General features: G+C 71.3%; 6 protein-coding genes. All 6 read left to right on the top strand.

Annotated features, from left to right (window positions below; all coding sequences use genetic code 11):
* Window positions 1-54: 54 nt before the first annotated feature.
* The 6 genes from VZQ01_RS06355 to VZQ01_RS06330 are packed head-to-tail and all read left to right on the top strand — an operon-like array spanning window position 55 to window position 14,045.
* Window positions 55-2,055, top strand: coding sequence for a C45 family autoproteolytic acyltransferase/hydrolase (locus tag VZQ01_RS06355; RefSeq protein ID WP_426747175.1), 2,001 nt, complete (start codon window positions 55-57; stop codon window positions 2,053-2,055).
* Window positions 2,045-4,891 carry a beta-ketoacyl [acyl carrier protein] synthase domain-containing protein gene (locus tag VZQ01_RS06350; protein ID WP_426747174.1) on the top strand — a complete coding sequence of 949 codons (2,847 nt, stop codon included), beginning with the start codon at window positions 2,045-2,047 and terminating at the stop codon, window positions 4,889-4,891. The genes VZQ01_RS06355 and VZQ01_RS06350 overlap by 11 nt, the downstream gene beginning before the upstream one ends.
* Window positions 4,878-5,750 (top strand): 4'-phosphopantetheinyl transferase family protein, encoded by an 873-nt coding sequence (locus VZQ01_RS06345; RefSeq protein WP_426747173.1) that lies wholly within the window; start codon window positions 4,878-4,880, stop codon window positions 5,748-5,750. Before VZQ01_RS06350 ends, VZQ01_RS06345 begins: the two co-directional genes overlap by 14 nt.
* Window positions 5,747-6,601, top strand: coding sequence for a polyketide synthase dehydratase domain-containing protein (locus VZQ01_RS06340; RefSeq protein ID WP_223748860.1), 855 nt, complete (start codon window positions 5,747-5,749; stop codon window positions 6,599-6,601). Before VZQ01_RS06345 ends, VZQ01_RS06340 begins: the two co-directional genes overlap by 4 nt.
* The gene (locus VZQ01_RS06335) at window positions 6,598-10,206 is read left to right on the top strand and encodes a beta-ketoacyl synthase N-terminal-like domain-containing protein (protein ID WP_426747171.1); all 3,609 of its coding nucleotides are present in this window, start codon (window positions 6,598-6,600) and stop codon (window positions 10,204-10,206) included. Before VZQ01_RS06340 ends, VZQ01_RS06335 begins: the two co-directional genes overlap by 4 nt.
* Window positions 10,203-14,045: a polyketide synthase family protein gene (locus tag VZQ01_RS06330; RefSeq protein ID WP_408891128.1), complete on the top strand. Its 3,843-nt coding sequence runs from the start codon at window positions 10,203-10,205 to the stop codon at window positions 14,043-14,045. Before VZQ01_RS06335 ends, VZQ01_RS06330 begins: the two co-directional genes overlap by 4 nt.
* Window positions 14,046-14,059 lie beyond the last annotated feature (14 nt).

The raw sequence follows: 14,059 nt of genomic DNA, 5'->3' as shown, positions 1-14,059 counted from the left end.
TTGGTGGTGCTGTCGGGCCGGCCCCATGAGGTCGGCCGGCAGTACGGCGCTCTCATGCGGGAGGAGATCGCCCACGCCGTCTCCATCGAGGACGAGTCCATCCGTCCCATGCTGGAGAAGCTTGGTGTGACGGAGCAGGCCATGCGGGAGCGCATGGCGGCGCTCGCGGCGCTGTTGCCCGAGGACATCCACGAGGAGGTCCGAGGCGTCTCGGACGCGAGCGGCTTCCCGAGGGAGACCATCCTCTACCACACGCTCGTGCTCGACATCCTCTCGGGCGCGCCCATCGGCTGCTCGCAGTTCGCGGCCTTCGGGCGCGCGACGACGGGCGGGAAGGTCCTCCACGGTCACAACCTGGATGTGCCGTACCCGTCGCTGGCGAAGTTCCTGCGCCCCACGTGTGTCGTGTACCGCCTGGAGGGGCGCATCCCGTACGTGTCCGTCACGTTCTGGCCCGCGGCGCTGGGCGTGTGCTCGGGGATGAACGCGGCGGGCTTGAGCCTGGGCGTCAACGTCCCCGTCGCGCCGCTGGACCCGCGCGTGTTCTATCCGCTCACGTTCCAGAACCGGGAGGTGCTGTCGCGCGCGCACTCGCTCGAAGAGGCCCGCGCCGTGCTGGAGGCGACTGCGCGCGGTGGGAGCTGGAACCTGATGCTCACCCATCGCTCGGGACAGGCGATGGTCTGGGAGCAGGTGGGGGCGCACTCCGGCCAGTACACGGCGCCGCCGGAGCAGGACTTCGTCGTCTCCACCAACCACCTGCGCGTCGCGCACAAGGCGGCTCGGGGCCACGAGGCCGTGGCGCTGGAGATGCTCCAGGACATGCAGGAGGACTCGCTCCATCGCTATCGGCGCCTGGAGCACCTGGTCCGTGAGCGGCGCGGAGACCTCACGCTCGACACCGCCGTCGACTTCCTGCGCGACAGCGAGGGCGCCACCCCGTCGATGAAGTCCATCTGCCGGGCGGACAACGCGCTGAGCATGGCGTACGAGCCGGAGTCGCTGACGCTGGACTTCGCGGCGGGGGCCATCCCGGCCGCGCTGGCCACGCGGCGACGCTTGCAACTGGGGCCCTTGTTCCAGGGCGCCGCGCCCGAGGCTCGGGAGCAGGGCGGCTTCCCGATGCTCGGGAGCGCGCGGGAGCAGGGCTGCTGGGCTCGGACGTTCGCGCTCCAGGAGGACGTGTACCTGGAGGAGCATCGGGTCAACGGCATCCCCGTGTTGCCCGGCGCCGCGGCCATCGAGTGGCTCGCGGAGGTGGCCGCGGTCGCGGGTGAGGGCGACGTGTGCGAAGTGCGCGACGTGTCGCTGGAGAAGTTCATCCGCGTCCGGCCCGAGCGTCCGACCGAGGCCTGTGTCCGGGCCGTGCGCCGCGACGAGGTGTGGGAGGTCTGTGCGTACGCGGACCTGCTCAACCCCCGAGGCGCGGTGTTGCGCTCGGACGTGCTGCACTACCGCGCCCAGGTGCGACTGGGGGCTCGCCACCCGCGGGTGATTCCTCCCGGCTTCGCCAAGGCGCGCGGCGCGGAAGGGGAGCTGCCCTTCAGCCGCTCCTACGTGAAGGACGCCTACTTCCACGTCGGGGCGCCGTTCCGCATCGTGGATTGGATCAGCTACCCCGGGCCGCGCGACGCCGTCGCGAGCCTGCGGGTCCCCGAGCCGACGGGCTACTTCGCCTCCGTGCCGAGGGCCCGCTTCTGGTTGGACCCCTTCGTCCTGGACGGTTGCTTCCAGCTCGCGGGGACGCTGGGCATCCTCCACAACCTCCGGGCTCCGGTCCCCAAGGGCGTGCACCGGCTGGTGCTTGGGCGCACGCCTGGGGCGGGTGAGCGGCTCGGCGTTCGCGCGCGGCTGAACCGCGAGGTGGGCGAGCTGCTGTTCTACGACTTCACCGTCTGGGACGAGGCGGGACGCATCTGCCTGGAGGCGCACGACTACTGCTCCATCAGCGTGGACGCGTACACCCCCGAGCAGAAGGTGTACCTGCGCACGTCCCTGGACCCTTCCGGTGGGCTGCATTCCTCCGAGCCGAAGGTGCGCGCGCATGCCAGCTGAAGCTCAGGCGCCCATCGCCATCATCGGCATGGGGTGTGTCCTCCCGGACGCCCATGACGTGCCCACGTTCTGGCAGAACCTCCTGGCGGGACACGTGGCGGTGCGGCCGCTCACCGGCGCGCGCTGGGACTGGAGCGCGTATGGCAGCGACGACCCGAACGCGGTCGACCGGACGACGTCCTTCCTCGGCGCGCCCGTCGAGGGGCTGAAGTTCGACTGGAAGAAGTTCAAGGTCCCGCCCATCGAGACGCGCCTGCTGCACACCATCGAGATGATGGTGCTGGAGTCCGCCGTCCAGGCGATGACGAGCGCGGGCTACACCCCGGAGCGCGAGTTCGCGCGGGACCGGGTCGCGGTGATTGCCGGCTCCAGCGGCATGGGGCGCAAGAGCAACCTGGGCTTCAACACCAAGTGGCGGCTGCCCGAGCTGCTGCGCGCCGCGAGCCAGACGGAGGCCTGGAAGGAGCTCTCCCCGGAGCAGGCCGGACTCGTCGCTCGGCAGGTCCAGGAGGAGCTCGTCCGGCAGCACATCGACGGCTCGGACGACTGGGCGTTCTGGGGCTTCATGAGCCCGGTGCTGGGGCGCGTGTGCAGCCTCTTCGACTTGCACGGGCCGCACTTCTGCGTGGATGCCCACGCCGCGTCGGGGCTCGCCGCGCTGGAGACGGCGGTGCAGGGGCTGATGAGCGGGGAGTGGGACATGGCGCTGGTGGGCGCGGCCAGCCCCGCACTGTCGCCCATGGAGTATGTGCTGCACGACAAGCTGCGCCGGCTGTCGAAGCGCGGCGTGTTTCCGCTGGACGCTCGGGCGGATGGCACCGCGCTGGGAGAAGGCGCGGTGATGTTCCTGCTCAAGCCGCTGGAGGTCGCGCGCAGGGATGGTGACCCCATCCAGGGCGTGCTCCGAGGCGTGGGCGGAGTGAACCGGGGCGCGGGCCCTTCGATGACGGCCACGGACGCGCAGGCGCATCGCAGGGCGGCCGAAGAGGCGCTCCGCCGCGCGGCGGTGGCGGCCGACTCGGTCTGTTTCGTGGAGACGGGCGCCACGGGTGTCCCCTCGTGGGATGCCCACCTCGTCGAGGGCCTGTCGGACGCATACAGGGGCTCCAACGGTGTGTCGCTCGGCGCCATCTCCGAGTCGGTGGGGGACCTGCAGACGGCGTCGAGCCTCGCCGCGATGCTCAAGGTCCTGTTGGGCTTGCGTGAGCGGACCCTCGTTCCGCAGCGCTCCTTCCGGACGCTCCATCCGGACGTCGCGCCAGGTGGCACGTCGCCGCGGGTCCTCACGGAGCAGGCCGCGCTGACGCGAGGTCCACGCCGGGCGGCCGTCCATGCGGCGGGCTTCGGAGGTGTCGCGTGGCACGCGGTGGTGGAGGCGTATGACGCACAGGCGCCCCAGGTCCGTGGCCGCGCGCCGCGTGCTCCGGCGGAGCCCATCGCGATGGTGGGCTTCGCGTGCAAATACCCCGACGCGCCGAGCCCCGAGGCCCTCTGGGAGAACGCGCTGAAGGGGCACTGCGCGGTGGGCGAGATCCCCGAGTCGCGCTGGCCGGTGTCGCTCTACCACGACGCCTCGCGGGCCTGGGGTGGGACGAGTCGGGAGACGTTCTTCCGCGTGTACGCGCCCAGGGCCGCGCTGGTGGCGGAGGCGCCGTTCCGCTTCACGGAGTTCGGCATTCCTCCGAACGCGGTGGCGCGCATGGACCCGGCGCAGCGCTGGACGCTGGAGGTCGCGAAGGCCGCTGTCGCCGACGCGGGTCGTGCGTTGCCCTCGGAGCGCACGGCCGTCATCGTGGCCACCACGCCGGGCAACCTGCAGGAGATCGCCGTGGAGACGCGGCTGGCGTTCCCGGAGCTCGCGGGCGTCTACCGACAGGTGATGTCGCGCTCGGGATTGCCCACGGACCGCGTGGAGCGCTTCATCACGCAGGCGCGCGAGGCCTTCCAGGGACAGCAGCCGCCCATCTCCTCCGATTCGCTGCCGGGCATCCTCAACAGCGCGCCGGCCACCCGCGTGGCCCGGGCCCTGGATGTCCGAGGCCCCGCGTTCACGGTGGAGTCCGCCTGTGCGTCGACGCTCACCGCGCTGAGCCTGGCCATCCAGGGGCTGCGCGATGGCCGGTGGGACGTGGCCGTGGTGGGCGGCGTGTGGTCGCAGATCACCGCGCCCTACTGCGTGAACATGTGCTTCGTCGGCGCCATCTCCCCGAAGGGGCGGATGCGGCCGTTCTCGCAAGAGGCGGACGGGTTCGTGCACGGCGAGGGCTGCGGCATCTTCGTGCTGAAGCGGCTCTCGGATGCGAAGCGGGACGGCAGCCGCATCCACGCCTTGATTCGCGGCGTCGGCGGTTCGACGGACGGTCGCGGCAAGTCCATCTTCGCGAGCCAGGCTCGCGGCCAGGCGCTGGCGATGCGTCGGGCCCTGCGGGACAGCGGCGTCGGCGCGGAGAGCATCCAGTATGTCGAGGCGCATGCGACGGGGATGCTGGAGGGAGACCTGCCCGAGGCGGGCGCGCTGGTGGAGGTCTACGGCCGCGAGGCCCGGCCGGTGCGGATTGGCGCCATCAAGCCGCACATCGGACATTCGTACATCGCGTCCGCTGGAGCAGGTGTCCTCCGCGCGGTGCTCGCGCTCCAGCGAGGCGTGTTCCCTCCGCTCCTCACGGGGGCCGAGCTGAACGCGCGGCTGGCCTCGTGCGAGGGGCCCTTGTCCTTCGCTCGCGACGCCAGCCCCTGGCAGGTGGGCGACGCGCCCCGACGCGCGGCCGTCAATGCGTACGGGTTCGGTGGCACGAACTACCACCTCATCCTCGAGGAGTACCGTGACGCTCCCTGACCTCGACTGGGAGCCCGCGAGTGGCCCTGTCGCCGTGGTGCTGCCGGGTGGGCAGCGCGTCACGTTGATGGTGGTGCCGCTGGCGCACGTGCGCCGTGCCTGGCCCGCGCGGCCCGATGGGCTCATCTCCCGCGTCCTCACTCCGGCGGAGCTGGCGGTGAGCGGGATGCATGTGGTGCTCGCGCGGCGGGTGGCGCACCTGGCGGGCCGCATCGCCGCGAAGCTGGCGCTGTGCGCGCATCTGGACGCGCAGGGACACGGCGTGTCACCCCAGGACGTGGGCCTCACGCAGATGCTGGCCGGGCCGGAGCAGGGGCGCCCCGTGGCGCAGCTGCCCCCTGGCGTGCCCGCGTGTGACGTGTCCATCACCCACTCGCGCGAGCTCGCGATGGCGGTGGTGACGAGCCATGGCCGCGTGGGGTTGGACCTGGAGCGCGTCGTGCCTCGGGGCGCGGCGTTCCAGGACGAGGTGTTCACCCGGGATGAGCGCGTGTGGCTCGAGGCGCGGGCCCGGCTCTGGCAACGGTCGCCGGATGAGCTGTGGAACCTGGGCTGGTGCCTCAAGGAGGCGCTGGTGAAGTGCACGGGACAAGGGCTGAGGGCGGCGCTGCAGCAGGTGACGTTCTCCGGCTGGAGGGAGGCCGAGGTGGAGGAGCTCCGGCTCGCGCCGCTGACGGGCGGGGCGGATGCGCTCGTCCGCTCCATCCATCTGGACGTCCCAGGGCGGCGGGAGCAGGCCGTCTCCGGAGTGCTCGTGGCGGGGCAGGGCTATGCGCTGGCGGTCCTCCACGACACGCGCGAGGACTGGCGTCGGGTGGGGCAGGGGTGGCGGCTGGCCCCGGGAGCGGCCTCGACATGAGCGCGCAGGGGCCGACGCTGGGGGAGGTGAGCGCCACCGACGGGAGCTGGCGCTTCGAGCGCGGGGTCGACATCCGCACGGACCCCTATCTCCTGGACCATGTCGTCGAGGGCGCACCGGTGTTCCCCGCCGCGTATCTGGTGGGGCTGATGACGCAGGCGGCGCACCGGATGCAACCGGAGCGGCAGGTGCTCGGCGTGCGCGACGTGCGCTTCGTGCAGGCCGCGCGCTTCAAGGACACCCGGGCGCTGCAGTTCTCCGTCACGGCGGAGGCCGCGGAGGCGAACCGCGTCACGGTGGGCATCTCCTCCAGCATGGCGCCGCCTCGCGAGGGCTTCCCGCGCATCCACAGGACGCATGCCTCGGGCGAGGTGCGGATGGGGGAGCGCGCCGAATCGCCCGCGCGCTTCCGGCCTTTGGACTTCACGGGTGCGGAGAGCTACGAGGCGCTGTACCGGCTGCCTCGTGAGATTCAGCACGGGCCCACGTTCCTGGCGGGCCTGCGGTATCGGCGTCCCGCGCAAGACCAGCTCCTCGCCGTGGTCGCGCCGCCGGGCCACTCCAAGTCCGGCTGGCAGGAGGACCCGAGGGCGCCGGGTTGGCCCGCGGCCCTGCTCAACGCCATCCTGCACGTCGCCTTCTCGCTGGGGGTGCTGTGCCGCGAGCGGACGGTGCTCCCGCTGGAACTCGCGTCCGGCGAACTGCACGCGATTCCGCGCGGAGAGGTCCAGGTGTTCGCGCGGAGGACCTCGGCCCACGATGACCTGCAGACCTTCCACGTCGTCGCGTGGGACGAGCAGGGACGACGGGTCGCGCTCTTCCGCGGGTTCTCCGTGCGGGAGGTGCCATGAGCACCCCTCGCTTCAGGCCTGTCGCCATCGTGGGAGTCGGCTGTGTCCTCCCGCGCGCGAACGACGTCGAGTCCTTCTGGACGCAGGTGATGACGGGGGCCTCGGCGCTGGGCCCGCTGGACGCTCGGGAGTTCCCGTCGGAGTGGTACTTCGCGGCCGAGCGCTCGGCCCCGGACCGCACGCACAGCCTCCACGGCGCGCTCGTGGAGGAGCCCCGGCTGGACGCGAAGAAGTACCGGATTCCGCCCAAGGTGCTCCGGGACATGCACCGGATGCAGCTGGCGTTCATCGAGGCCACGGCGCAGGCGCTCGACGATGCGCGCGATGGGCTCGGCGCGGTGGCTCCGGAGCGCATCGGCCTGGTGTTGGGTTCTCTGGGCGGTGGCCTTCGCCCGGGCTCGCGGGTGCAGGCCCGGCTGGTGGACATGCTGCGCTCGCTGGCTGCGTCGACGACGTTGAGCGCGCGTCACCCAGGGCTCGCCTCCGAGCTCGCGGAGGTGCTCACCCGGCAGCTCGACGCGGAGCTGGGCGGCACCAGTGAGACGGAGGCGACCGCGTCCTTCAGCAGCATCTGGGCAGGGAGGGCCGCCAAGCTCTTCGACCTGCGTGGCCCGCACTTCGCCGTGGACGCGGGGTATGCCTCCTCGCTCGCGGCGCTCCAGAGCGCCAGTCTGCAGCTCAACGCCGGTGACTGTGACGCGGTGGTGGTGGCGGGATGCAGCCAGCTGCTGACGCCGCATGACCTGGTCGCGTTCAGCAAGCTGGGCGGCCTGGGCACGACCGTGTTGGCGCCGTTCGACCGTCGTTCGAGCGGCACGCTGCTGGGCGAGGGCGTCGGGGTGTTCGTCCTGCGCCGCCTGGACGACGCGGTGTCCGCGGAGGCGAAGGTCCACGCGGTCATCCGCGGCATCGGCGCGGCCTCGGAGGGACAGGGCCCATCGTTGGTGGTGCCGGAGTCGAAGGGGCAGGTGCTCGCGATGCGCCGGGCCTACGCCCAGGCGGGTTACGGGCCCCGTGACGTGCAGTACGTCGAGTGCCATGCGGCGGGGATTCCCAGCGAGGACGCGACGGAGTTCCAGAGCCTGCGCACGCTCTGGAGAGAGGAAGCGGGTGCCGCTCCCGTCATGCTGGGAGGGGTCAAGGAGCTGACGGGCCACCTCCAGGCCGCTTCGGGTGCGGCGGGGCTGCTCAAGGCCACGCTGGCGCTGAGCCGTCAGGTGCTGCCTGCGCAGCGCTCCTTCGCGGCGGGCGCGGAAGGAATCTCGCTGGAAGGCACTCCCTTCTACTTCGCGAAGCAGGGCACGCCCTGGCCGGCGGTAGCGGGCGGACTGCGACGGGCCTCCGTCAGCGCGTTCGGCTTCGGCGGGCTGAGCTTCCACCTGACGCTCGAGGAGTTCTCCTCCGAGACCCACTCGAGACTGGCGCGCACGCTGCCGCCTCCTCGGCCCTCCGAGCCGGTGGCCATCGTGGGCCTGGGCGGTGTGTTCCCTGGCGCCGCGAACGTGGAGCAGCTGTGGAGCAACCTGCTGGCGAAGCACTGCGCGATTGGCGCCATGCCGCCGGAGCGGGCGGAGACCGCGCGCTACCTGGACCCCACGCGCAAGAGCAAGGCCCGGCCCTACACGAACCTCGTGGGCACCATCGTCGACGGGAGCTGGCCCCAGGAACAGGTCCGCATCCCCGACGAGGTCGCGGCGCAGATCGACCGGGGGCAGAGCTGGACGATGCGGGCCGCGCTGCAGGCGCTCCAGGACTCGGGGACGGTCGACGCGAAGCGCGTGGGTCTCGCGATGGGCTACATGCCTCCCCTGGAGCGCGAGTTCCAGACGCAGGCGCGCGTGTACCACGCCGAGTTCGACGGACGCCTGGCCGAGCATCTGCGCCAGCGCGGCGTCGACGACGCGACGGCTGCGCTCATCCGGGGCGAGGTGGAGCGGGACTACAAGAAGGACCTGCCCCCCATCACCGACCAGACGCTGCCCGGTTACCTGGGCAGCCTCGCGGTGGGACGCGTCGCGCACCACCGGGACTTCCAGGGCCCGGCGATGATGGTGGAGTCCGCGTGTGCCTCCAGCCTCGCGGCGGTGGAGCTGGGCGCTCAGTGGCTGAGCACGGGGGAGTGTGACCTGGTACTCGCGGGCGGCATGTATGCGTCGCTCGGGGTGGATGGGCTGGTCCAGTGGTGCTCATTCGGAGGACTGTCCCAGAGCGGCTCGTTCCCCTTCGATGCGCGCGCGGATGGCTACGTGACGAGCGAGGGCGCCGCGATGCTCGCGCTGAAGCGGCTCTCCGACGCGGAGGCCGCTGGGGACCGCGTCTATGCCGTGATTCGCGCGGTGGCGGGAGCGACGGACCCGAAGAGCGCCTCCATCTGGGCGCCGTCCTCGGAGGGACAGGTCCAGGCCGTGCGCCGGGCCGTGGAGAAGGCGGGCGTCTCGCCAGACGAGCTCCAGTACCTGGAGGGCCACGGCACGGGGACACCCGTGGGAGACCCCGTCGAGGTGGAGACGTACCGCGCCGTCTACGGACAGGGACGCGTCGGGGGGCCGGTGCTGCTGGGCTCCATCAAGTCGAACCTGGGCCACCTGAACTCGGGGGCCGGCGCGGTGTCGCTGCTCAAGGTCGCGCTCGCGCTGCACCGTGGACAGGTCCCACCCAACGTGGGCTTCGCGACGCCCAACCCGGCCATCCCCTGGCGGGAGCTGCCCTTCCGGGTGCCGACGGACATCGAGCCCTGGGCGGCCTCGGACGAGGGGCCGCGTCGCGCCGGGGTCACCTCGCTGGGCCTGGGAGGCACCAGCTACCACGCCGTGGTGGAGGAGTTCTCCCCGCGCGAGTCGATGCCGCGTCCGCGGGACGGGCTGCTCGCGCGTCGGGTCGCGTGGGTGTTTCCACATCGAGGCGCACGCAGTGCGGCGATGCTGCGCGAGCTGTCCGCGCGGTTTGCTTCCGTGAAGCAGACGCTCACGGAGGTCGGCTCCGCCTTCGAGTCGCTGACGGGGCAGCCTCTCCACGCGGCCTCGCGGGCCGAAGACGCCTTCGTCGCCGACGTGGCCGAGGTGCTCGCGGGCGTGGCGTACTACCGCCTCCTGCGCTCGTACGGACTGCGTGTCGATGTCCTGCTGGGGGAGGGGACGGGCGAGTACAGCGCGCTGGTCGCGAGCGGGATGCTCTCCGCGAAGGACGCGCTGAGCGCGCTGCGTCTGCGCTCCAGCCTCGGCGCGTCCGCCCACGCCATCGAGGGCCTCCCGCAGCTCCGCTCGGAGCTGACCCGCTTCACGTGGAGGGCTCCCGAGGTCGCGGTGCTCTCCGCCATCCATGGTCGGTACTACGAGGCACCGCTGCCCGAGGCGTTCCTCGCGCGGCACCTCGCCCTGCTGGACACGCAGCCGTCCCGCTTGGGCCCGCACGTGCGCCGCCTCCACGACGACGGCGTCCGGGTCTTCCTCGAGGCCGGCACTGGCGAGACGCTCGGGGCATGTCTCCAGGCGCTTCCGGACGTGGTCCGACTGGGGCACCCGGCCTCGACGGGTGAAGTCGCGCGCTTCCATCGCCTCCTGGCGTTCAGTGATGTCCACCGCTTGCTCAACGAGTCCGTGAGATGACTTCGCATCCGCAGTCCGCCAACCGGAAGTCCACGCCCATCGCCATCATCGGGGCCTCGTGCATGGTGGCGGGGACCGAAACGCCCGAGCAGCTCTGGCAATACATCGTCGCCGGGACGCCCCGGTTCGCGCAGGTGCCCGAGTCGCGCTTCCGGTGGGAGAGCTTCTACAGCCAGGACGCGTCCGACACGGAGAAGGGCGAGGTCTGGAGGGCGTCCTTCTTCGGCGAGCTGGAGCTGCCCTGGCGTGAGTACAAGGTCGGGCCGAAGATGCTCGACGAGCTGCACCGGTGCGAGCTGTACACCGTGGAGGCCATCCGTCGCGCGCTGGCGGATGCGCGCCTGCTGGAGCGTGAGTTCGCCCGGGAGCGGACCGCCGTCATCATGGGTGGTTCGGAGATGGGCTACGACTCGCGCATCACCCATCCGTTCCTCTGGCACCTGCCGCAGTTGATGGAGGCCATCCAGAAGGCCGTCGAGGACTCCGGGCTCCCCGAGGAGGCGCGCCGTCGCATCCTGGAGTCCTCGGAGAAGACGTTCCGCGAGGTCAGCCACCGCGAGTTCACCCGAGGCACCGTGTCGGGCATGAGCCTGGCCCTGGGGCGCGCCTGCTCGCTGTTCGACTTGAAGGGCCCGCACTTCGTGGTGAACTCGGCGTGCTCGTCCGTGCTCCTGGGGTTGGAGAGCGCGGTCAACGGGCTCTCGCTGGGGGACTACGACGTCGCGCTGGTGGGCGGCACCAGCCCGTACCTGACGCCCGCGCCCTTCGTCACCTTCGAGCGCATGCGCCTGCTCACCCGCGAGGCGCAGCCCCGGCCCTTCGACGCCAACGCCTCCGGGACGCTGCTGGGCGAGGGCACGGGCTTCTTCGTGCTGCGGCGTCTGGATGATGCGCTCAAGCAGGGCGACTCCATCCTCGGCGTCATCCGCGGAATCAGCGGCGCGAACGACGGCCGCCGGGGCGCGTTGATCAGCCCGCCCGTGGAGGCGCAGGTCACCGCGGCCCAGCGCGCCTATGAACTCGCGGGATACGCGCCCGAGTCCGTGCAGTACCTGGAGTGCCACGCCAACGGCGTGGAGTTCCTGGAGGCCTCCGAGCTGACCGCCATGGGCAAGGTGTTCAACGGCCATGCGCCGGGTGGACTCACGCTGGGGTCGACGAAGAACATGGTGGGCTACCTGCTGTCGGCCTCCACGCTGCCCGGCATCGTCCGCACGTTGATGGCGCTCAAGCACCAGACGCTGCCGGCCCAGGCGCACGTGCGCGAGCTCCGGGACGAGCTGCGCGTGGAGGGCGCGCCGTTCCAGGTGCGCTCGCGGCCCGCGCCGTGGGAGGCGCCCGCCGGCGGAGTCCCGCGTCGCGCCGGAATCAACTCCCTGGCGATGGGAGGACAGGCCTACCACCTCACACTGGAGGAGTACCTGCCCGAGTACCACGCCCAGCTCGTCGCGAGCCTCGGTCCTCCGCCGAAGCGGGAGCCCGTCGCCGTCGTCGCGTACGGCGCCCTCGCGCCCGGTGCGCGCGACAGCGACACGTTCTTCGAGAACGTGATGGCGAAGCAGGACTCCATCATCCGGATTCCGAAGGAGCGCTTCGACATCGACCGGTACTTCGGACCGGAGGGCGTGACAGGGAAGATCTATTGCCCGCTCGGCGGCTTCGTCGAGGACTTCACCTTCGACGAGAAGGCGTTCCTCATCCCGCCGACGCTGGCCGTCCAGCTGGACCGTTCACACGTCTTCGCGCTGACGGCCGCGGCGGAGGCGCTCCGCAAGACGACGGCGCCCCAGAAGGCCCCGAAGAGGACGGCCGTCTTCATGGCGGACATGCCGGGCCGGCTGCGCGAGCGCGAGGTGGAGCTGCGCATCGCCTACACGGAGATGGATGGGTTGTTCCGCCGCGTGCTCGAGGAGAGCGGGCTGGCCGCTGGCGCCGTCGATGGGCTCGCCCGTCGCGCGGAGGGGAACTTCAAGGCGCACATGGCGCCCATGACGCCGTATACGCACGCGGGATACGCGGGCAGCTCGGAGGCCACGCTCATCGCGCACGTGTATGGGTTCAAGGGCGCCACCGGCATCTACGAGAGCACCTGCGCGTCCTCGCTGGCGGCCATCGAGGCGGGGGTGGCGAACCTTCAGTTGGATCTGGCCGACGTCGTGCTCGCGGGCGGCTCCTTCGCGGACCTGGCGCCGGAGCTGTATGCCATCAACTGCACCTTCCGGGGCATGAGTGGAACCGGGAGCCGTCCCTTCGACGCGGACGCGTCCGGCTTCATCCCGGGTGAGGGCGCGGGCGTCGTCGTGCTCAAGCGACTGAAGGACGCGGAGCGGGATGGGGACACCATCCTCGGGCTCATCAAGGGCATCGGCTCCTCCAGCGACGGCAAGGGCAAGTCGCTGCTCGCGCCCAACCCCGTGGGCCAGGAGCTGGCGGTCCGCCGTGCGCTGGAGCGCGCCGACGTCTCCCCTGCGTCCATCCAGTACATCGAGTGCCACGGCACGGCGACGCCGGTGGGGGACTTCACGGAGATCTCCACCTACTCGCAGGTGATGCAGGGGCGCGCGCCGGGCTCGGTGGGCATCGGCTCGGTGAAGTCGATGATTGGCCATCTGCACTCGGCCGCGGGGGTCATCAACCTGGTCAAGGTCTTGAAGAGCCTGGAGCACAAGGTGATGCCGCCGCAGCTCCACTGTGAGCGCCCCAACCCGGACATCGCCTGGGACACGGTGCCGTTCGAGGTCATCACCGAGCCTCGCGCCTGGGCTCCTCCCGCGGATGGAGGGCCGCGTCGGGCGGGCGTCAGCGCCTTCGGCATGGGCGGCACGAACTACCACCTCGTGGTGGAGGAGTACCGGGGGCGCCAGGACGACGAGGCGCTGAGCCCCGAGACCTTCCCGATGGTGGGCGCCGTGCTGGAGCGCACCCAGACGTCGCTGACCGCGCTGCGTGAGCTGCGTCTGGAGACGGACCCGTACCTTCGCGAGCACAAGGTGAATGGCGTCGCCGTGCTGCCGGGCACCTTCGGAATGGAGCTGATGGCCGAGGCGGCCTTGTTGCTGAGGCCAGGGCTCCAGGTGAGGGGACTGGAGTCGGTCCGCTACCACCAGGCCGCGAAGGTTTGGGAGGGCCGGAGCACGCGGCTGCTCGTCGATGCGCGGGCAGGGGGCGCGGATGCGCTCGGACGCGTGGCGGTGACGGTGCAGGTGGACATGGAGCTGCGGCCGCGCGCGGACCTGCCGCCCCTGCGACGCAAGCTCTACACGGGGACGGTGCTGCTCGGCGCGCGGCGGGACGGGGGCGACGTGACGGTGGAGGCCAGCACGGCGGCGCTCTTCACGGCGGAGGGACGTCAGGACTTCGGTCCATTCTACAACCAGGGCGAGGAGGCCTACCTGGGGCCTCGCATGCAGGGCTGCCGTCAGCTCCGGTTCGTGTCGGCCACGCAGCAAGCGGCGTGGGTGAAGGAGATGGGGACGCGCGACCTCTTCTCGTTCACGAGCACACCGCGCCTGCGGGTGTCACCGCTCGCGCTCGATGCCATCAACCACGCGGCGGGGATGACGGCGTATTACTCGCTGGAGTCGCTCGTGCTCCCGGAGGGGGCCGACAGCCTGCGGCTCCATGCTCCGCTCCCACAGGGTGAGGAGGTCGCCGTCCTCAGCACGTACCTGGGGATGCAGGATGGAATCGCCAGGCTTCGCGTCGTGGCCTTCCACCCCCGGACGCGTCAGGTCTACGTCGAGGTCGAGGGGCTGCGCTTCAGTGTGCTGGGACATCTGGGTCCGGTGCTCAAGCCCCTCCTCGATGGTCGCCAGAAAGGAATGTCGGGACGGGTGTAGCCCTTCGGCTCCGT

Origin of the sequence: Myxococcus faecalis (genome assembly GCF_050039385.1) — a bacterium.
Taxonomy (GTDB): Bacteria; Myxococcota; Myxococcia; order Myxococcales; family Myxococcaceae; genus Myxococcus; species Myxococcus fulvus.
The sequence above is the reverse complement of the archived record's forward strand: the minus strand, read 5'-3'. Positions and strand labels throughout refer to the sequence as shown.

Bases quoted from the DNA above. Each gene is read 5' to 3' on its own strand.
- VZQ01_RS06330 (WP_408891128.1), top strand. From the start codon at position 10,203: ATGACTTCGCATCCGCAGTCCGCCAACCGGAAGTCCACGCCCATCGCC.
- VZQ01_RS06350 (WP_426747174.1), top strand. From the start codon at position 2,045: ATGCCAGCTGAAGCTCAGGCGCCCATCGCCATCATCGGCATGGGGTGT.
- VZQ01_RS06340 (WP_223748860.1), top strand. From the start codon at position 5,747: ATGAGCGCGCAGGGGCCGACGCTGGGGGAGGTGAGCGCCACCGACGGG.
- VZQ01_RS06355 (WP_426747175.1), top strand. From the start codon at position 55: ATGCGGGAGGAGATCGCCCACGCCGTCTCCATCGAGGACGAGTCCATC.
- VZQ01_RS06335 (WP_426747171.1), top strand. From the start codon at position 6,598: ATGAGCACCCCTCGCTTCAGGCCTGTCGCCATCGTGGGAGTCGGCTGT.